Origin of the sequence: Carboxylicivirga mesophila, assembly GCF_018271975.1 — a bacterium.
In the GTDB taxonomy this organism is placed as follows: Bacteria; Bacteroidota; Bacteroidia; order Bacteroidales; family Marinilabiliaceae; genus Carboxylicivirga; species Carboxylicivirga mesophila.
This window is the reverse complement of sequence record NZ_JAGUCN010000031.1, coordinates 1-20,565: the sequence shown is the minus strand read 5'-3', so window position 1 is coordinate 20,565 and position 20,565 is coordinate 1. Positions and strand designations below refer to the sequence as shown.

Annotated in this window: 16 protein-coding genes; 15 read left to right on the top strand and 1 reads right to left on the bottom strand. The window is 43.8% G+C overall.

What is annotated here, in order from left to right:
• Positions 1-19: 19 nt before the first annotated feature.
• From KEM09_RS19660 to rsxA, 3 genes are read left to right on the top strand one after another with little or no spacing between them, the layout of a single operon-like run.
• Positions 20-652 carry an RnfABCDGE type electron transport complex subunit G gene (locus KEM09_RS19660; protein WP_212231115.1) on the top strand — a complete coding sequence of 211 codons (633 nt, stop codon included), beginning with the start codon at positions 20-22 and terminating at the stop codon, positions 650-652.
• A complete protein-coding gene (locus KEM09_RS19655; protein ID WP_212231113.1) occupies positions 649-1,236 on the top strand; it encodes an RnfABCDGE type electron transport complex subunit E in 588 nt (195 codons plus the stop codon). The genes KEM09_RS19660 and KEM09_RS19655 overlap by 4 nt, the downstream gene beginning before the upstream one ends.
• A 3-nt stretch (positions 1,237-1,239) precedes the next feature.
• Positions 1,240-1,812, top strand: coding sequence for an electron transport complex subunit RsxA (rsxA, locus tag KEM09_RS19650; RefSeq protein WP_212231111.1), 573 nt, complete (start codon positions 1,240-1,242; stop codon positions 1,810-1,812).
• Positions 1,813-1,864: 52 nt separating this feature from the next.
• Here the strand turns inward: rsxA and KEM09_RS19645 are convergent, their stop codons facing one another.
• Positions 1,865-4,492, bottom strand: a complete 2,628-nt coding sequence (locus KEM09_RS19645; protein ID WP_212231109.1) for a PocR ligand-binding domain-containing protein — start codon at positions 4,490-4,492, stop codon at positions 1,865-1,867.
• Between the two features lie 195 nt (positions 4,493-4,687).
• Here KEM09_RS19645 and KEM09_RS19640 point away from each other — a divergent pair, with 195 nt between their 5' ends.
• The 12 genes from KEM09_RS19640 to KEM09_RS19585 all read left to right on the top strand — a co-directional run bounded on the left by KEM09_RS19640 (position 4,688) and on the right by KEM09_RS19585 (position 20,229).
• Positions 4,688-5,062 (top strand): BlaI/MecI/CopY family transcriptional regulator, encoded by a 375-nt coding sequence (locus KEM09_RS19640; protein ID WP_212231107.1) that lies wholly within the window; start codon positions 4,688-4,690, stop codon positions 5,060-5,062.
• Positions 5,062-6,843: a peptidoglycan DD-metalloendopeptidase family protein gene (locus KEM09_RS19635; protein WP_212231105.1), complete on the top strand. Its 1,782-nt coding sequence runs from the start codon at positions 5,062-5,064 to the stop codon at positions 6,841-6,843. Before KEM09_RS19640 ends, KEM09_RS19635 begins: the two co-directional genes overlap by 1 nt.
• Positions 6,844-7,042: 199 nt before the next feature.
• Positions 7,043-8,026, top strand: a complete 984-nt coding sequence (locus KEM09_RS19630) for a lytic transglycosylase domain-containing protein (protein ID WP_212231103.1) — start codon at positions 7,043-7,045, stop codon at positions 8,024-8,026.
• Between the two features lie 368 nt (positions 8,027-8,394).
• Positions 8,395-11,259 carry an excinuclease ABC subunit UvrA gene (gene uvrA, locus KEM09_RS19625; protein ID WP_212231101.1) on the top strand — a complete coding sequence of 955 codons (2,865 nt, stop codon included), beginning with the start codon at positions 8,395-8,397 and terminating at the stop codon, positions 11,257-11,259.
• 298 nt (positions 11,260-11,557) lie between these two features.
• Positions 11,558-12,127, top strand: coding sequence for a TetR/AcrR family transcriptional regulator (locus tag KEM09_RS19620; RefSeq protein WP_212231099.1), 570 nt, complete (start codon positions 11,558-11,560; stop codon positions 12,125-12,127).
• 614 nt (positions 12,128-12,741) lie between these two features.
• Entirely contained in the window at positions 12,742-14,181 is a 1,440-nt protein-coding gene (locus KEM09_RS19615; RefSeq protein ID WP_212231097.1) for a DUF1254 domain-containing protein, read from the top strand.
• The gene (locus tag KEM09_RS19610) at positions 14,178-14,984 is read left to right on the top strand and encodes a hypothetical protein (RefSeq protein WP_212231095.1); all 807 of its coding nucleotides are present in this window, start codon (positions 14,178-14,180) and stop codon (positions 14,982-14,984) included. The genes KEM09_RS19615 and KEM09_RS19610 overlap by 4 nt, the downstream gene beginning before the upstream one ends.
• Before the next feature lie 111 nt (positions 14,985-15,095).
• Positions 15,096-16,499, top strand: a complete 1,404-nt coding sequence (locus KEM09_RS19605; RefSeq protein ID WP_212231093.1) for a DUF1254 domain-containing protein — start codon at positions 15,096-15,098, stop codon at positions 16,497-16,499.
• A gap of 35 nt (positions 16,500-16,534) precedes the next feature.
• Positions 16,535-17,224, top strand: coding sequence for a hypothetical protein (locus tag KEM09_RS19600; RefSeq protein WP_212231091.1), 690 nt, complete (start codon positions 16,535-16,537; stop codon positions 17,222-17,224).
• Positions 17,225-17,289: 65 nt separating this feature from the next.
• Positions 17,290-17,754, top strand: a complete 465-nt coding sequence (locus KEM09_RS19595) for a hypothetical protein (protein ID WP_212231089.1) — start codon at positions 17,290-17,292, stop codon at positions 17,752-17,754.
• A gap of 87 nt (positions 17,755-17,841) precedes the next feature.
• The gene (locus KEM09_RS19590) at positions 17,842-18,543 is read left to right on the top strand and encodes a porin family protein (RefSeq protein WP_212231087.1); all 702 of its coding nucleotides are present in this window, start codon (positions 17,842-17,844) and stop codon (positions 18,541-18,543) included.
• A gap of 1,032 nt (positions 18,544-19,575) precedes the next feature.
• On the top strand, positions 19,576-20,229 hold the full coding sequence (locus KEM09_RS19585; RefSeq protein ID WP_212231085.1) for a DUF6261 family protein: 654 nt from the start codon (positions 19,576-19,578) through the stop codon (positions 20,227-20,229).
• The last annotated feature ends 336 nt before the right edge of the window (positions 20,230-20,565 follow it).

Here is a 20,565-nt window from a genome sequence, read left to right as displayed (position 1 = left end):
TGCAGGAAAACCAATAATCATGGCAAAAACAGAATCAACGCTTAAAAATATGGTTTTAACCCTGCTGGTCATCACCTGTGTGGCAGGGGCGTCGCTGGGCTTTATGTATGAGCTCACCAAAGGACCTATAGCCGCGGCGAAAGCTGCCAAGCAGCAAGCTGCAATAAAAGAAGTTGTGCCGGGTTTTACTAACAACCCGGGCGATGAAATGTATGAACTAACCTCCAAAGAAGGTTTAGCTCTTAAGTTGTTTCCGGCTAAAAAAGATGGCGAACTAATAGGAGTTGCTATTGAAACACAGACCAATAAAGGTTTTAGCGGAAATATAAAAGTAATGGTTGGCTTAAAGCCAGATGGTACTATTATTAATTATCAGGTGCTTGAGCATAAAGAAACACCCGGACTAGGTACTAAAATGGCCGACTGGTTTAAAACCGACAAAGGTAATCAGAGCATCCTGGGCAAACACCCAAAGAAAAACAACTTAACCGTTAGTAAGGATGGCGGTGAAGTAGATGCCATTACAGCCGCCACCATAAGCTCTCGCGCATTTTTAGATGCTATCCGTGTGGCATTTGATACTTATACAGAAAATCAAAGCAGCCAGCCGGTTGCAACAAATACCTCGACTGAGGAAGGAGGTGCAGAATGAACCAGTGGAATAACTTTTCAAAAGGCTTTTTTAAAGAGAATGCGGTATTTACGCTTCTCCTGGGAATGTGTCCAACCCTTGGGGTAACCTCTTCCGCCATTGATGGTTTAGGCATGGGCCTGGCCACCACATTTGTATTAGTAATGTCAAACCTGGTGGTTGCCTTAATCAAAGATTTCATACCAGACAAGGTGCGCATCCCTTCATTCATTGTGGTAATCGCCACATTTGTAACCATTGTTGAGATGACCATGCAGGCCTACGTTCCTGCCCTATTTGATTCATTAGGACTCTTCATTCCACTTATCGTGGTTAACTGCCTGGTGCTGGGACGTGCGGAGGCTTTTGCTTCAAAAAACAACCTGGGTTCATCTGTCATCGATGGATTAGGTATGGGACTTGGATTCTCAATGGCATTAACCATGCTGGGTTCTATCCGCGAATTACTGGGTAGTGGTAAACTGTTTGGTACCATCATTTACCCTGAAGATTACGGTATGTTGGTATTCGTATTGGCACCTGGTGCATTTATCGCTTTAGGTTACCTCATCGCATTTATTAACCAGGTTAAAAAGGAGGCATAAGCTATGGAATATGTATTAATTGTAATTTCGGCCATCTTTGTTAACAACATTGTACTGAGCCAGTTTTTAGGTATCTGTCCATTCCTTGGTGTTTCTAAAAAGATTTCTACCGGTATTGGTATGACTGGTGCCGTTACTTTTGTAATGGTAATTGCTACCATCGTTACATTCTTTCTTCAAAAAGCTGTTTTGGAGCCATTTGGCGTAGGCTACCTCCAAACCATCTCGTTTATTCTGGTAATTGCTTCACTGGTACAGCTGGTTGAGATTATCTTAAAGAAAGTTAGTCCCCCGTTATATCAGGCATTAGGAGTGTTTTTGCCCTTAATTACCACTAACTGTGCTATTTTGGGTGTGGCCATTATGACCATTCAGAAGGACTTCAACATTGTTGAGTCGGTGGTATTTGCCATTGCCAACGCCGTTGGTTTTGGTTTAGCACTGATAACATTTGCCGGTATTCGCGAGCAACTTGACCTGATGGATATTCCGAAAGGGATGAAAGGTACACCAATTGCATTGGTTGTTGCTGGTCTGTTGGCACTAGCCTTTATGGGCTTTGCAGGTATTGTTTAAGCATAAGTCAATTCAAAATATGAAAGAGAAGTTCGTGAAGGACTTCTCTTTTTTATTTCAGCTCGCGCGGTATTACAAAACTAAAGCGTGTGCCTTTGTCGCGTTCCGACTCAACATGTATGTGACCGCCCAGTAATTCGACATAAGCCTTGGTAATAGCCAGTCCCAGGCCTGTTCCACCTTTTTTAACATCAGAATCCTTAGCCTGCCAGAAACGCTCAAAAATAAAATCAATATCTTCGGTATCTATGCCAATACCCGAATCCTGAACATACACCTCCAAATCACTTGCTTTTAGCACTTTGAATCCAAAATGAACACTTCCGGTGGATGTAAACTTAATAGCATTAGAGACCAGATTCGTCAGTACCTGGCGCAGTTTCACTTCGTCTGTGAATATTTCAAATTCGTTGTGATTATCATGCTCAAACACCAAGTCAATGCCTTTAGCAGTGGCAACATCGATAAAGAAAGCATGTAAATCATCTCCCAGCTTAACCATATCAGTATAACCTGGATGCACATCAATCTGCCCCGACTCTATCTTGGAAATATCAATGATATCGTTGATAATACTCAGCAACTGACTTGAGCTTTGATGAATTAAGCGCACATACTCGCGGCGGTCATCGGGCGTGAGCCCTTCATACTGCAATAACTCTGAGAATCCCACGATACCGTTCATAGGCGTCCGTATCTCATGAGACAAGTTAGCCAGAAAAGCGGACTTAAGGCGATCACTTTCCTCTGCGCTTTGTTTGGCTTCACGCAACTCTTTCTCCAGGGCCACATGCTGATGTATTGTTTTGGCCAGTTTCAGGTTTTTATACCCCATTGTTGACAGCTCAATGGACAAAACATTAAGCAGATTTAATATCTTTTGAAAATGCTCAGGTGCCACTTTGACCAGTTCGACAAACTCTGGTAAGATGTCCTCATCTTTAAAACCAAGCGAGCGGGTGTATTCCAGCAGATGTGATTCATTTAAATCATCGGGGCGCACCTGGCCGATTAACCAGTTGCCTATATGATGGCCATCCACTATAATGGGTGCTGCCGCATCGACAAAACCGCATGATAAGCAAGGGCTGGATACTGGCTTCTGTAACTCTTTAGCCATCTCCCCCAGCCTTTTTCCACTTTGCATACACATGCTCAAACCTTTGGGGGTTGATCGAACTTTGGTACATACTTTATTAGAGAAAGACACCTTGGTGATAGCATGTCCCTCCGTATCTGTAATGAGTGAAGATATGCCGGTAGCAAACGAAAAGGCATCCTGCATCTTTTGCAATTGCTCCAACTCAAACACCTGCAATATGCCAAGCTGACTGCTATCTTCAACCGGTTTGACAATGGTGTCTATCTCCTTTTTCAGTTGGTGCTGATAGTTGATTAAGGCATTCATTGTCTGCTTATAATCACTCACATCCGTTACAATAGCAATAACCATCCGGTCATTATTAAGACGAAAACTGTTGAGACTGATTTTAGCATCAAACTCAGTGCCATCCTGCCGACGAATGCGCCACTCAAAACTTTGCGGAAACCCCATTTCAGCCTCCTTAATATATACATTGGCATACGTGGGTGATTTACTATCCAACTGGTTAAGGGCCGATATTTCTACAATTGATTTGCCTTTCAGGTAATCCAATTCACAACGCAATTCGCTTACGGCTTTATAATTGGCATCAATACAAACGCCATTTTTATAAATGATGATGCCATCGTTAGCTGCTTCAAAAAGCGTCTTATACATATAACGGTGCGCCTCTATTTGCTTTTCGCTTCTTACCCTGACCAGGAAGTTTGCAAATGTACGAGCAAGCAGTTTGAGGTTCGACACCTCGCTCACCGACCAGTGTTTGCGCATATTAACATGATCGAGGCCTACAAACCCCAATGGCTTATCTCCTTCACTAAATGGAATAAGTAAGATGGATTGGATACCTTCTTTGGCAAACTCCTCACGTTCTTCGTAAGCTTCATTGGGTAAATCATTTATATCATCCAAACAAACCACTTCCATATTAAGTAGCTTTGTTTTCAGATAGGGAAACGAATTGATTGGCAGATTCTGTAACTGCTCAATGTACGGTTCTATACCCGGTGCACACCATTCGTTAACATTGCTCTTGAACTTTAGGTCTTCACTGTATTCAAACACATAACTCCTGTCGCAATGAAAGTAGTTACCTACCATCTCCAGTGATTGGTCAATAATGCGCGGAATCTCTTCAATATTGATATTGATATTGTAGGCCAGCAGCTTATCGAGCATCTCCCGGTAAGCAATCATATTATCCAGTTTCAAAAGACTTTCTTTAGCCTTTGTATTGTCTCTGAAGGCCACCACCACATACTCTTTTGTATCCGTTTGCACCAATTGAATACAAGCTGATAACCACTTGATGGCTCCCAATCGTACCGGCCAGTCAACAATCTGCTGGGTTTCCGGTTTAAGACTATCGAACAGGTTAATAGCAGCACGCTCATTAAACAGGTCAGCCCGCGAGCAAAAATCTCGTAAGAAATAGGCTGTGTCTGGATGCAGGATGAATAAATCCCTTGCTTTGTTATTTAACAGGGAGGCCTCATAACCGGGCTTTTCAAAGGCCACCAGTGGCTCCAATGCTACATTAACGATTTGTTCGATATCCTGGAAACTATTATTCATGATCAAATATGAAATCCATGGCATAAAGTACTTAATGTTTTGATGATTCACAACAATTAAGCCAGACAATGCGCCATTGAAATCCCTATCGGCATCTGTTTTTTACATCTATTACTATTTTTATAGTCATAAAACTATCTAAATAATTTTGTAACTATATTTATAGTCGTATATTTGTTGCAAACATTTTGGGAAATGATTGAATTAACGAAAGCAGAAGAACAGGTGATGCACTACCTGTGGAACATTGAGAAAGGATTTCTGAAGGATATAATTGAGCAATACCCTGATCCTAAGCCAGCTTATACCACTGTATCAACGGTGGTGCGTGTGCTGGTAAAGAAGAAGGCGATTGCATACAATAGCTATGGCAAGGTCAATGAGTACTATCCACTCATCAAGAAAAGTGCCTACAGCAAAAAGCATGTAAGTAATCTTGTTCAGAACTTTTTCGATAATTCACCGGGGCAGTTCGCCTCTTTCTTTACTAAAGAGAGTAACCTATCAGTTTCTGAATTAGAAGATCTAAAGGCCTTGATTGACGAACAAATATCTGAAAAGAAAAAGTGATGGAAGCATTTGGACTATACCTGCTGAAAAGCACGCTGGTATCTGGCATCTTCTACCTGTTTTATCATGCTTTTCTCAGAAAAGAATCATTCTTTTCGCTAAGCCGCTTTTATTTATTGAGCAGTGTGGCTTTCGCCTTTTTGTATCCTTTGGTGAGCATTAAAATCGAGCACCGGGCTTCACAGCCACTGGCACTCATTAGCACCATTCAATCAACCATCAACCAGTTCGAATTTGCTGAAGAACCAACCATTGTGGCTATAGAAAACGTCGGCAATACGACCAGCTACATAAACTGGTGGCTACTGCCCATTGCACTGGTTTCTATTGCTTTCTTGTTCAGATTTCTCAAAAACATTATTCAACTTCGCAAAACCATTTATGCTAATGAAACAATAAAAGAACCTCAATTCACGCTGGTGCTTTTTAACCAGCACTACACCTTTTCTTTCTTTCGTTACATCTTTATTTCCCAAACTGTTTGGCGTTCACCCAATGGCAGTAAAATTATCAACCATGAACTAAGCCATTTGAAGCACAGGCATTCAATCGACCGGCTGATAATGGAACTTTTATTGATTGTCTTTTGGATGAACCCATTCTTATACTTTTATCGAAAGGCACTGGAAGAGGTACATGAATTTCAGGCTGATGCAGATGCAACCAAACACGTTGACCAAGGTGAATATTTTGGCTTGGTATTGCAGCAATCGTCCGTCTGCAGCTATTCGCCTCTGATGAGTCCTTTCAGTTATAAACTCATCAAAAAACGAATAAAAATGGCAAATTATAAATCACATCCCCATACTAAATTTCGAATTATCATCCCAATGCTAATAGGTGCAGTTATTCTTTTAACTTCAGCAATTAATGTCAGAACGCTTCAATCAAACAATAGTGAGAACAGTATTCTGGAAATAAATAATGAAACTAAAAACATACCTTCTGAAAGCACTTTCATTACACCTGTTTCCAATGGTAACTTAGCAGCTGGTTGGGGATTCAGAATACATCCAATATATAAAGTCAAAAAGTTTCATGAAGGCCTTGATTACTCAGCTCCATTAAACACCCCTGTTTTTGCCAGTCAATCAGGTGTAGTTATCCTAACTAAGTCGGAAAAAACAGGCTATGGCAAACGCATCGAGGTGGAACATAAAGACAGCTACAAAACACTCTATGCTCACTTGAACAGTTTCAATGTTAAAGAAGGACAGGCGGTTAAACAAGGCGATATAATTGGCTATGTTGGCAGTTCCGGTGGTTCTACGACCCCTCACCTGCACTTTGAGGTTCATCAAAATGACAAAAAAATAAATCCAGCAAACCTATTGGTTAATATATCAATTGATAAACCTATTGAACTTGAAGACGATTTATTCATCGCTCCCATCGCCGCAAAGGATCTAATTAAAACATCGTCGGGCTATGGCATGCGCGTTCATCCGATCTCAAAGAAAAAGATGATGCACAATGGCGTGGATTATGTAGCCGAACTAAACACCAATGTTGTAGCAATAGGCGATGGTGTGGTGCGCAAAGTCAACCACGATTTTGTGGAGGGGAAAGGCCATGGCCGCTTTGTAATAGTTGATCACGAGAATGGCTACTCCTCATTCTACTCGCAGCTAAATGCCTATAAGGTGAAGGAAGGCCAAAAAGTTAAACAGGGCGATGTTGTTGGTTTATTGGGGAGCAGTGGCCTGTCAACCGGTCCACACCTGCATATGGAGATAAAAAAAGACGGGCACTTTATAGACCCTGAGTCTGTAATAAAGTAATGATAGTTAGAAGAGCCGCATGGCTCTTCTTTTTTTACCAAAAGGAACAAACATTTTTCAATTACCAGCGTAGTACTATCTACCACACATGTTAAAAAATTCGTAGTGTTGATAAGTAATGCGGCACGTTTTTTGGTTTGTTTAACCAGAAAATTATTTTTGGTGTCCTTTAATGAAAATGTTGAAAACGGGAGAGGCTATGAAAACAAATTTCTTTACAAAACTACTATCTGTATCGGCCGCTGTTATTGCAGTGGTGCTGGTTTCGCAATTGTTTATTCAATCATCTGAACCAGCTGAATCAATTTCCAATAATGAATCAACAGAAAGTAGTTATGCCATCTCATCCCTCGATATTCCTGCATCACTGAACTTTGCCGGCGAGGAAGTACCCATTCAACGTTATGACATTAAAGAAAGTTTCGACCGCGAATTGCTGGTAAATACATACTGGCAGTCGCAAACCATACTGTTCATTAAAAGGGCTAATCGCTACTTCCCCATCATTGAGCCTATACTGGCCGAGCAGGGTGTGCCCAATGATTTTAAATACCTGTCGCTGATAGAGAGCAGCTTTATTCCAAGGGCTCAATCGCCTGCTGGTGCGGTTGGTCTGTGGCAGTTTATGCGTGCCACCGCCCGTGAGTATGGCCTGGAAGTGAATCCGGAAGTTGACGAACGCTATCACATTGAAAAATCGACCGTAGCCGCCTGCAAATACATCAAAAAAATGCACGACCACTATGGCAGCTGGACTTTGTCTGCAGCCGCCTACAATGCCGGACGCACAGGTGTTAACAGACAGCTATCGCGCCAAAAAACAGACAGCTATTACGACCTGCTCCTGGGCGAGGAAACAGGTCGTTACGTGTTTCGCATACTGGCAGCCAAGGAAATACTTACCAATGCCGAGAAATATGGCTTTTTTGTGAAAGAAGAAGACTTGTATCCGGTAATTGAAACCATTGATATTGAGGTTAACACCAAAGTGGCTGATTTTGCCGACTTTGCAAAACAATACGGAACCAGCTACAAAGAGCTTAAAAACATGAATCCGTGGTTACGAGAGGCTTATCTGACCAACAGTGGCAAAAAAACGTATACCATCAAGCTACCTGAAAGCTCTAAACAATATCTGAATAAACCGATAAAAGCAGAAGCAGATAGCACAGCAAATAAATAGCTAAATTAGCTACTAGAGACTGGTGTCCAATCAAGTGTCGGGTAATGTTTTAATTCTGTTATATCCGACCCGCTCTGGGGTCGATGAATGTAACGTAAATATTTCTATAAATATGGGATGCCGCTGGCATCCTCTTATTGCAAACATGACACCAGCGGTGTCAAAAATTTATGGATCTAATTGCTAAAAAACCACAACCCGGCGGGGTTTTAGAATGTAAGTTTTTCGCACAACACCCGAATTACAATGAATGACTTGGCACTAGCTGCCAGAAGCTAGCAATTTGCAGCTCCACCATTTACGCACCTTGCACTAAGCACTGCGCACTAACTTCGAACTAATAACTATCTTTGTATGTTCATAAGTTGATGAAAGTGAAAGAAAATACAGTACCTGCCATTGAGCAAATTGACGAAACGGAGCAAATTGATGTGTATGGCGCCCGCGTACACAACCTTCAGAATATAGATGTCAGTATACCGCGTAACAAGCTGGTGGTGGTCACCGGCCTAAGTGGCAGTGGTAAATCATCACTGGCCTTTGACACGATCTATGCCGAAGGACAGCGGCGCTACATCGAAACGTTCTCTGCTTATGCCCGACAGTTTCTGGGCAATATGGAACGTCCGGATGTGGACAAGATAACCGGGCTGAGTCCGGTGATTTCCATTGAGCAGAAAACCACCGGTAAAAATCCGCGCTCAACAGTAGGCACCATTACTGAGATATACGACTTTCTGCGCTTATTCTACGCCCGTGCCGGTGAAGCTTTCTCCTACCAAACAGGCGAGAAAATGGTAAAATACACCGATGAACAGATCCTCGAACTGATACTTGAACAGTTTGAAGGACGCAAGGTGTACATTGCGGCCCCACTGGTGAAAGGACGTAAAGGGCACTACAAAGAGCTGTTTGAGCAGATTCGTAAAAAAGGCTTTTTGCATGTGCGCATCGATGGCGAGATACAGGAAGTGGTGCATGGCATGAAGGTAGACCGCTACAAAACGCATTTCATTGAGATGGTGGTGGATCGCTTTGCTGTCTCACAAAAGGATACCAAACGACTTAAGGAGAGCATCCGCCTGGCTATGCAACATGGCAAAGGCATTATGATGCTGATTGACAAAGACACCGACGAACAGCGCTTCTACAGCCGCCAGCTTATGTGCCCCAGCTCGGGCATATCCTATAACGAACCGGCGCCTCACTCCTTCTCATTCAACTCACCACAGGGAGCCTGCCCGAAATGTAAAGGACTGGGAACGGTTGATGAAGTGGATTTTGATAAGATTGTACCCGATGCCAACCTGACCATCAAAAAAGGGGGTATCACGCCCCTTGGAAAATATAAAAACAGCCTCATATTCTGGCAGATTGAGGCTATTGGCGAAAAGTATGGCTTTACGGTTAATACGGCTATTAAGAACATACCCGAAGAGGCCATTGACATCATTTTACACGGTTCGAGCGAACCTTTGACATTGAAAAACACACCCCTAGGTTCATCATCGAACTATTACCTTAGTTTTGAGGGTGTGATTAAATACATACTGGAGCAGCAGGACAACGACACCTCGATGAAAGCCCGCAAATGGGCCAACCAGTTTATTAAAAACACACAGTGTACCGAGTGCGGCGGGCAACGCCTGAACAAGGAAGCACTGCATTTTAAGATTGACCAGAAAAACATTGCCGAACTGGCTGAGATGGATCTGGGACTGCTGCACGAATGGTTTCAGGGCCTGGAAGACCGGATGACCGATAAGCAGAAGGCCATTGGCTACGAGGTGTTGAAAGAGATACGCAACCGCCTGGGCTTTTTGATTAACGTGGGGCTCGAATACCTGTCGCTCAACCGCAGCGCCATGACCCTTTCGGGAGGTGAGAGCCAGCGCATACGCCTGGCTACACAGATAGGTTCGCAACTGGTGAACGTACTGTACATACTGGATGAGCCCAGCATTGGCCTGCATCAGCGCGATAACCACCGCCTGATTGACTCGCTGTGCCAACTGCGTGACACAGGTAACAGCGTGCTGGTGGTGGAGCACGACCACGACATGATGATGGCCGCCGACTACGTGGTGGATATGGGCCCGCACGCAGGGCGACATGGCGGCGAGGTGGTGGCACATGGCACACCCATGCAGCTACTGCAAAGCAACTCGCTGACGGCCGATTACCTGACCGGCCGTAAAAAAATTGCCGTACCTAAAGAACGACGCGATGGCAACGGGAAAGTGCTATCCATAAAAGGAGCTACCGGTCATAACCTGCAGGGTGTGAATGTAGACTTTCCGCTGGGTAAGCTCATTTGTGTCACCGGTGTGTCGGGCAGTGGTAAATCAACGCTGATTAACGAAACCCTCTACCCCATACTCAACCAGCACTTTTACAATGCGGTGAAAGACCCGCTGCCGTTTAAGTCAGTGAAAGGACTGGAACACATTGACAAAGTAGTGGATGTGGATCAGAAGCCGCTGGGACGCACACCGCGCTCCAACCCGGCCACTTATACCAAGATATTTGATGAAATACGCAAGCTGTTTGCCGAACTGCCCGAGTCAAAGATACGCGCCTACAAACCCGGCCGTTTCTCGTTTAACGTGGCAGGCGGACGCTGCGAAACCTGTAAAGGAGGCGGCGTCCAAGTCATCGAAATGAACTTTCTGCCCGATGTGATGGTTGAATGCCCCGACTGTGGCGGACGCCGCTACAACCGCGAAACCTGCGAGGTGCGCTACAAAGGCAAATCCATCAGCGATGTGCTGGACATGACCATCAACCAGTCGGTTGAATTTTTCCAACACATCCCCAAGCTATCGAAAATACTGAAAACACTGCAGGATGTGGGTCTGGGCTACATCACACTCGGACAACCTTCTACCACGCTTTCGGGTGGTGAGAGCCAACGTGTGAAGCTGGCGGCCGAACTGGCTAAGCGCGACACCGGTCAAACCATGTATATACTGGATGAGCCGACTACAGGGCTGCATTTTGAGGACATACGTGTGCTGCTGGATGTGCTGCATCGCTTGGTGGCCAAAGGCAATACGGTAGTAGTGATTGAACACAACCTGGATGTGATTAAGGTGGCCGACCACGTGATTGATATCGGTCCGGATGGCGGCCGATTTGGCGGACAGCTACTGTGCGCAGGCACTCCAGAAGAAGTGGCAAAAAACAGAAAGAGCTACACAGCTAAGTATTTGAAGGAGGAGTTGAAAACATAGTCCGAAGCCCGAAGTACAAAGTCCGAAGGACATGCTTAGTGCGCAGTGCGAAAGGCTAATGAAAAAGGATCGCAGCTATATTAGCACGTTTTCTATTAAGATGCGAGCCTGAGCAGGCAATCACTATCAGCCATCAGCTATTAACAAAAAGTCCGGAGGCCGTCACAGCTTTATTAGCACATTTTGTTTTAGGATGTGAACCCTAAAAGGTCAACCTCATTCGTTTTATAAAGTTTAATGAGTAAAAGCAGAGTATTAGCATTTCTGTCTTATCTTTGATTGAACCAAATTAATCTCTGTGAAAAGCCAAACATATCATAAATGGCTGGAAGCCGCCTACCTCGAATTCGGTCTATCCGGGCCTGAATTCAGTCTTAAAGCACTGGCACAAAAAACAAACCTTCCCAGAGCTACCTTATACTATCATTTTGATCATAAAGAACACCTGATTGACCAGTTACTGATACTGCATAAAAGTCGGGTTGAAGAATTTCTAAAACAACTAAGAACTGAAGTTAAGGTGCTAATACCTGACTTATATGTATTAATGAGTAAATTTAAGCCTGCCGTATTGTTTCATCGCCAGCTGCTTAAAAACTGCCACGAAACCAGGTACTGCGAACTATACCAACATGCGAATAAGCAATCTATTCATATTCTTCTGCCTCTTATCAAACTCCTTTTCGATGCAGATAAATCAGACCAGGAAATCATTGAGTTTTATAATACACTAACAGATGCCTGGTATATCAGACTCCATCCTGCCCAAGTGAATACCGACTACATGACTGAGTTAGCCATCGAAATAATGGATAATACATTGGGCTTATACAACACAATTGACATTGGCCACAACACCAAACAATAATCGCCTCACACAAGCTTACCAAGGGGCCAATAATAAATACAATCCGGCCAATCACACAATTATTCAGTTTAAGGAGAATGAATAATATCTGACACCCCTGTCCAAGTTTCTCTGATACCTATTTAGTAGATTTGGCTAAGCTAACGGGCGCCTGTTGGCCATGTGCTTAAATACTATGGCGCACGCCCCCGGCCACAACAACATATTCACTACTGATTTTAAGCAGTACACAAAAGCCATACGTCATCATAAACCTCAGCGCAACGCTGGCACTAGTAGAAACAAAGTAAAAGGAATGAAATACAGAAAAAATGTCGCATTAACTAACAATTTAATTGACAATTACTAACAATAGCCAGTAATTGCCAACTGTGATAATACCAGAATAAACGACACCAAACTAACTATGAAACTACCGATTCAATTACTTCTGTTACTGAGCGCCCCTGGCGCCCCCACAATGGCCCAAAACATACCCGCAATAATTATTGACTGGCACACCGGCTTGTTTTCAGAAACACTACTCATACACACTGCCCGTTACAGCCCATCGAAGTACTATTCCGATAAGCGCTTTAATTGACCATACATTCTAATAATCAAACAATAAAACCATGACAAAAACATTAAACTTACTGATTGCATTGCTGGCTACCATAGCATTGGGCGCCTGCCAGCCGCAAACCGAAAAATTAAGCCCGCAGGAAGCCATGGAAATAGCCAAAGAAGCCTATATCTATGGCTTTCCGATGGTGATGAATTACAAAACACTTGATGCCTACACACTGGATAATAACTCGCCCGAATACAAAGGTGAGTTCAACCAGAAATCGTGTGAGGCAAGGCTTTACACCCCCGAGGACAAGGCCGTGGTTACACCCAACTCTGATACTCCCTATTGCATGATGTGGTGTAATATCAGCCACGAGCCCATTGTGATATCGGTGCCCGATGTGGAGCCAGAGCGCTATTACTCGTTTCAGCTGATTGATTTATACACCCACAACTTCGCCTACATTGGCAGTTTAACCACCGGCAGCCGGGCCGGCAAATACCTAATCGCAGCAACTGACTGGACGGGCGAAAAGCCGGATGGAATAGATGAAATTATTCGCTGCGAAACGGATTTGTTTTTGAATATTGTGCGCACTCAGCTGATGAATGAAAATGATATTGAAAATGTGCGCGCTATCCAGGACCAGTATCAGTTGCAAACACTTAGCCAATATATGGGCAATGAACCAGCGGCTGCCACAAGCCAAAACAACTTTATGGCGTGGAATGAAGGTGTTCAGTTTACCGTGCAATCTTTTAAATACCTAAGCTTTATCCTGAAACACATCACGCCCGCTGACGAAGAAAAGCCGCTGATGGCACGCTTTGCCAAGCTGGGGATTGGCACTGATGCGGGTTTCGACCTCAATGCCTTTGACGCAGCCACACAGGATTCCATTAAAGCAGGCGTTAAAGCCGGCTTTGCTGAAATGGAAACATTTATAGCCCAAATCAGTTCCGACCCGCTGGCCAGCGCCAAAATATTTGGTACACGTGATTTTCTGAAGAAAAGTGCCACAAAGAACTACCCCGACAAAAACATGTATCTGCTAAGGGCGGTAGCTGCCCACCTGGGCCTCTATGGCAATTCGGGTGAAGAAGCCATCTACCCTGCCTACCTGATGGCCGCTCCAGGCATACCGTTTAATGCAGCTGAAAATAATTACACCCTCACCTTTCAGGAAGGTGAACTGCCTCCCGTTAAAGCATTCTGGTCATTGACCATGTATGATGGACTCACTCAGCTGCTGGTTGACAATCCGCTAAACAGGTACCTACTGAATTCATCGATGGAAAACGGCTTTGTATACAACCAAGATGGCTCGCTTACCTTGTATATCCAAAAAGACTCGCCCGGCAAAGAGCTGGAAGCTAACTGGCTGCCTGCACCCGATGGCCCGTTCTATTGCATATTGCGTCTGTATGGCCCTACCGAGGAGGCATTATCGGGCGCCTGGATGAATCCGCCAATAATGTTCAATCAAGCAGATAAGTCATGAAAAAATCGGCCATAATAATAGCTATTGCCTTGTTCATTGGCTGGCAGCTGCAGGCCCAGGAGTCACAGGATGAGCTATCTGCAGCAGCCGCCAATCCCATTGCCAACTTAATGAGCTTCCCCTTCCAGAATAACCTGAACATGAACCATGGGGCATACAATCGCAACGTTAATGTGCTGAATATACAGCCCGTTATTCCGTTTGCCGACGGTAAAATCATCACCCGCACAATCATGCCAATTGTGCGCATCCCCGACTTCAGCAGTGAGTCGGGCACCTTATCTTCAGGCATCAGCGATGTGGTATTTACAGCTTTTTATGTGCCCGACACCAAAGGACTGACTGTTGGCATAGGCCCTGTACTTGAAATACCTACAGGCGGCGAACTGCGCGGCTCGCAAAAATGGAGCATCGGCCCTTCGTTTGTCGCTTTGCAGCAGTCAAAGGTGTGGACACTGGGTGTATTACTGAATAATGCCTGGTCGTTTGCCGGCAAATCAGAAGTTGCAGAAGTTAACCACATGCTGTGCAACCTGTTTTTGGTGCGGCAGTTGGGTAATGGCTGGTACGTCAACAGTGCGCCTATTATCACAGCTGACTGGACACAATCGGGCGATGATCGCTGGATAGTGCCCCTGGGCGGTGGAGGCGGTAGGTTGTTGATGCTGGGCGGCAAACTACCTCTCAACCTGCAAACGCAGCTGTACTACAATGTGGTGCGGCCAGATTTTGGACCTGAATGGCAATGGCGATTCCAGGCACAAATATTACTCCCCAAAAGCATCTTTTCGAAGAATAATTAATCAAACCCAGGTACATGAAACAAGCATGAAAATCCAATTATCTAATTTACACAAAGGGGGATGATTGAAATTCCCTGGGAGTTTTAAGCAAGCAATAAAAACTTTAAACGCATGAAAAACAAAATAATACTAAGCATACTTGCACTTGCCATGGCCATTAGTGCATGTAACCCGAAGCCCAAAGAGATAACAGCCAACGAGGCTAAACAAATTGCCAAAGAGGCCTACATCTATGCCTACCCCATGCTGGAGCATTATAAAATGATGTTTGCGATGGCCATGTATCCCGAGTCAGGCGCTTATCAGGCACCATTTAATGTATTGACCAACAATTCAAAGCTCAACGGCCCTGAGGATACTATTATTGTGCGGCCTAACAACGACACTTTTTACTCTGCTGTCTGGTTTAATCTCTCAGCACAACCTCAAATATTAACGGTTCCCGCTATTACAGATGGCCGCTATTATTCATTCCAGATCATCGATATGTATACGCATAATATTGACTATATAGGCACCCGTAAAACGGGTTTTGATGCAGGGGCTTATATGTTTGTCGGGCCGGACTGGAAAGGTGAAACTCCTGAAGGAATATCAAAGGTTATTCAATCAGAAGGCAACTTTTTGCTGGCACTGGGCAGAACCCAGGTTTTTGGTCCTGATGACGTGGAAATTGCCAAGGATGTTATCGATCAATACGGTGTTCAATCGCTGAACGCCTACAATGGTTTGGTTGAAGCTGCTGTAATTGGCGAGAATCCGCCTATTCCGCCATATCATCCTGAAAAAGTGAGTAACGAACACTTTATAAGCTATTTGAATGCTCTAATGGCCACGGGCCCTATTCACCCTACAGAAGAGGCCCTTTTTAAACGCTTCGCTAAAATAGGTATTCAGCCAGGTCAAGCCTATCATCCAGAAGACTATAGTCCGGAAATAATAGCTGCCATCAGAGAAGGCATTGATGCAGGTCGCAAGGAGTTGATAGACGCATCCACGCAATTGGGTGTGCGCAAGAATGGCTGGCAACAGATCGCCGGGGCTTTTGGTACGCGGACTGCCATGAAGGAAAAATATTTAACGCGGGCTGCAGCCGCCTACTTTGGCCTTTGGGGTAACGATTTGGAGGAAGCCTTTTATCCCGAAACTACTTTTGATACTGACAAGGAGGAGCTGAATGGTTCAAAACATGATTATATACTGCATTTTGAAGCTGATGAGCTGCCCCCGGCTAAAGCCTTTTGGTCGTTAACCATGTACAAATTACCGGAGCAACTGCTGATAGAAAATGAAATTGATCGCTATGTAATTGGCAGCGCCACCAAAGGATTAAAGTACAACGAGGATGGCTCATTGGACGTATATATTCAAAAAGAGAATCCGGGCAGAGACAAGGTTTCCAACTGGCTGCCTGCTCACGATGGACCTTTCTCATTACAAACCCGTATTTACTGGCCCGAACCGTCGGCATTAGCCCCCTTGTACACCATGCCTGCTGTGCAAAAGAAGTTATAATATAAGTCACCATTATTAACAAAAACAGAAACCCTATGAAAAATCTATTGTTTGGCCTGTTGCTGTTTATTTCGGTAAGCCTAACGGCCCAGCAGAATGAAGTGGATAGCAAACTGAAAGATTATGGTTTATCCGTTGAAGTACTTGCCAACAGTATAGTAGCATCTCATAGCCAATACGCCTTCAATGTTTCCATCACTTCCGATACCGATTCGGAAACCGTTGTTGAGAAAGCCAAGTACGATCCGACCATGAAAGTTGGTGAACGTTGGCTTTTGCTGTCGCATAACGGTCATGAACCATCGAGAAAAGAGCTTAAGGACTTTAACAAGCGCTTCAATAGGAAAGAGAAGGATATTAATAGAGCGATTGACAAGTCGTCATTGAATATCGAACTCGACGATAAGAACTATTTGGTTGTTGGCTTTAAATACATTAAATCTGGTTTACCGGCCCGATATGCCTTTTTAGCTAATTGCAAAGGCAAAGCCTTCATTAATAAATCGACCAAACAGCTTGAAAAAGCAGAATTTGTAAATGAAAAACCGTTGAAGCAATGGCCGCTTAAGACCGATAAACTTTCATTGCTTGTGAACTATACCTACAATGAGGCCGAGCAAATTTACCTATTGGAGAAGGAAACATTTAAAATGGATGTAGAGGCATTTGGTCAGATGGTGCCATTAAAGGATGTTTACGAGTATTCTGATTACACAAGTCTTTAAGGAATGACATAAGACGGATGTCTTCTTAATTAAGTTTAGTGTAAAACAATAATAAACGATAAGCAATGAGAACAAGTCTTTCAATATTAGCACTGCTGCTATGTTTAGGCAGTGTATCGGCCCAGTCGGCCAAAGAGGAAATCGATTACATCCAGTCCATTTTTGGCATGGAAAAGAAAGCCCTGGTGGCCGAGGTGGTGCAGCCCGATGAAGCCACCAAAAATGCTTTTTGGGCCTTGTACGACAGCTATGAAACCAGGCGAAAAGAATTAGGGCAACAACGCTTAGCCGTACTCATGGATTATGGTGAAAAGTATGCTAACCTTACCGATGAACAGGCGGCACAGTTTTTAAAACAGACCATGACAATTAAAAAGCAGCACGATAAGTTACTGAGCACCTTCGTTAAAAAAGTAAATAAAACCAATGGCCCGGTAACGGCCATGCGCTTTCAGCAGGTTGAAATATACATTTTGAGCGAAATACGATTGGCCATTGCGGGTGGTCTGCCATTCCCCGACACCCATTAGTCTATAAATGAAATAAACCGGGTAAGCTATCAAGCAATAGACACCCGGTTTGTTTTATAGCACCCACAACTGGAAAATAATAATCTTATGAAGAAACCCTTACTGCTACTCCTTTTCATACTGCTTGCCAACGCCCTATCGGCCCAGGTGCTGATTGCGCTTTTCTTTGGTGATAAGCTAACAAACGACCAACTGGAGTTTGGACTAAATGTGGGCATTAACCGCTCATCCATCGTCAACCTGGATGCCCGAGGTCCTTCAACAGGCCTTAACATAGGCATGTCGTTCTTGTATAAGTTTAACGAGCGCTGGCACCTCAATCCCATGCTGTACTATGCCTTTCCGATGGGCAGCAAGGGCATTGCCGTATATGACACGCCCAATGAGGATTTAAATAACGTACTGGAAACAGCCACTGTGCAGCGCAAAATGGCGGGCTTCAGCCTGCCCATCACCCTCAGGCACCGGCTTTTTAACCTTACCTATTTAGAGTTGGGGCCACAATTCAGCCTGCTTACCAAAGCAGAAGATGTGTTTTCGGTATCGCTGTTTGATGACGATGATTTATCCTACACAGCCGATGTGTCGGACCAATACAAAAAGATAGATGTGGGCCTCACAGTAGGTATTGCTCAAAAGCTTAAACAAACCAATGGCATCACCATCACCGCCCGTTACTTCAATAGCCTGATGAATATTTCAAAAGCAGCCGATGCGGCCAAGCAATACCATTCGGTAATACATGTGGGGGTTATCATCCCATTTGGCCAGCCAAAGGCGGAGGGCTAAAAAAAGAAGTGAGTCCGAAGTCCTAAGTTAGTGCTTAGTGCATGGTGTACATAACCGTAAAAATTTAAACACAGAGACGCTGAGGCGCAGAGGTTTTATGTTCGGAGTTTGTGCACGGTGCATAGTGCGCAAAAAGTCCAGAGCACGAAGTCCGAAGCTTAGTGCATGGTGCACATAACCGTAAATATTTAAACACAGAGACGCTGAGGCGCAGAGGTTTTTATGTTCGGAGTTTGTGCACGGTGCATAGTGCGCAAAAAGTCCAGAGCACGAAGTCCGAAGCTTAGTGCATGGTGCACATAACCGTAAGACTTTAAACACAGAGACGCTGAGGCGCAGAGGTTTTTATGTTCGGAGTTAGTGCGTGGTGCATAGTGCGTAAAAAGTCCGAAGCCCGAAGTTCGAATGTTAGTGCATGGTGCACATAACCGTAAAAATTTAAACACAGAGACGCTGAGGCGCAGAGGTTTTTATGTTCGGAGTTAGTACACGGTGCATAGTGCGCAAAAAGTCCGAAGTCCACAGCACGAAGTCCGAAGGTTAGTGCATGGTGCACATAACCGTAAAAATTTAAACACAGAGACGCTGAGGCGCAGAGGTTTTGATGTTCGGAGTTAGTACACAGTGCATAGTGCGCAAAAAGTCCGAAGTCCACAGCACGAAGTCCGAAGCTTAATGCATGGTGCACATAACCGTAAAAATTTAAACACAGAGACGCTGAGGCGCAGAGGTTTTTATGTTCGGAGTTATTGCGTGGTGCATAAGGTCAAAAGATAAAAGAACAAGGATCGTATCTTTATTTTAATAATTTCTAATAAGATACGATCCCTAGAGAAAGTCGCTGGCAGCTTTACACAATAATTTTCCCACTCTAACAAACAGAAAAGTGCCGAATAGCTGATATCATTTAGCTTGTAGCAACACATACAATTAGTTATACTGTTTTTTTTATAAACAATACGTTGTATATATCTATTTTATACATATCTTTAACAGTAGTATTTGGGAGTTAACCATAAAAAAAGACAAAACATGGAATTAATTAACCTACCCCGTTTGAGGAATCAAGAACTACAAACCGTTGGGGAAAATTCAATTCGCATTTGCAGTGCTATCAATGAAGTAACAACAGCCGTTGACAAAGCCGCCAACTCATTAAATTCCTTTAAGAAAGGCATGCAAAAGGATACATCAACCGGCATACCTAAAGCCGAACTAGACAACAAACGCGACCGACTGCTCTACGGTCTTATGCTTAGCATTAAGGCTGAATCTCACTTTCCGCATGATAGCACAACGGCTAAAACAGCCTCTACACTGATTAACATAGCCAATAAATATACTGGCATTACACGCATGTCGTATAACGAGCAAACAGCAGCCATTGATAACCTGCTTGAGGAAATCTCAAAGCTAGGTCTATCAGCTGAAGTACTCCCTTTTGTACAACGCTGGCTGGAGCCTATCAGCAATGCCAACCTGGCTTTTAAAGCAGGTCATGAGGCCTTTATTGAAGGCAATGTCAAATTATCGGGCACCAGTGCAGCCAGTTATGTGGCACCTCAGCTGGCTGAGGACTTGCAAAACCTGTACACCCTTATGTTTGCTTATGCTAAAATAGGTAACAACCAAGCCATCATTGATGCCTACCAGGAACTGGAGTTCCTGATTAATTCGGTCAACTAATCAATTAACATTACTCCCGAAAGCTAATTAGCCAATGCCTGAAGCAATGCTTTGGGCATTGTTTTTATACCGATTTAATATCGAAAAGAGCCTTGGGTTCACGTACCCCAAAAGACTCTTTTATTTATTAACCTGAGTTCGATTTAAATTTCAGAATTCAGATTGTCATAAAGAATTGATATACAAGGCAAATTTTGCAGGGCTAGCGAGCTAGCTCGAAAAATTTAACGCAGTAGATTAGTTTTTTATGACAATGCATAGATGTTTCACTTATAAACAGCAATTTTCTTCCCGAAATTTATTCAAAATAGCCCGCTATTCTTTCATAATTTTCGA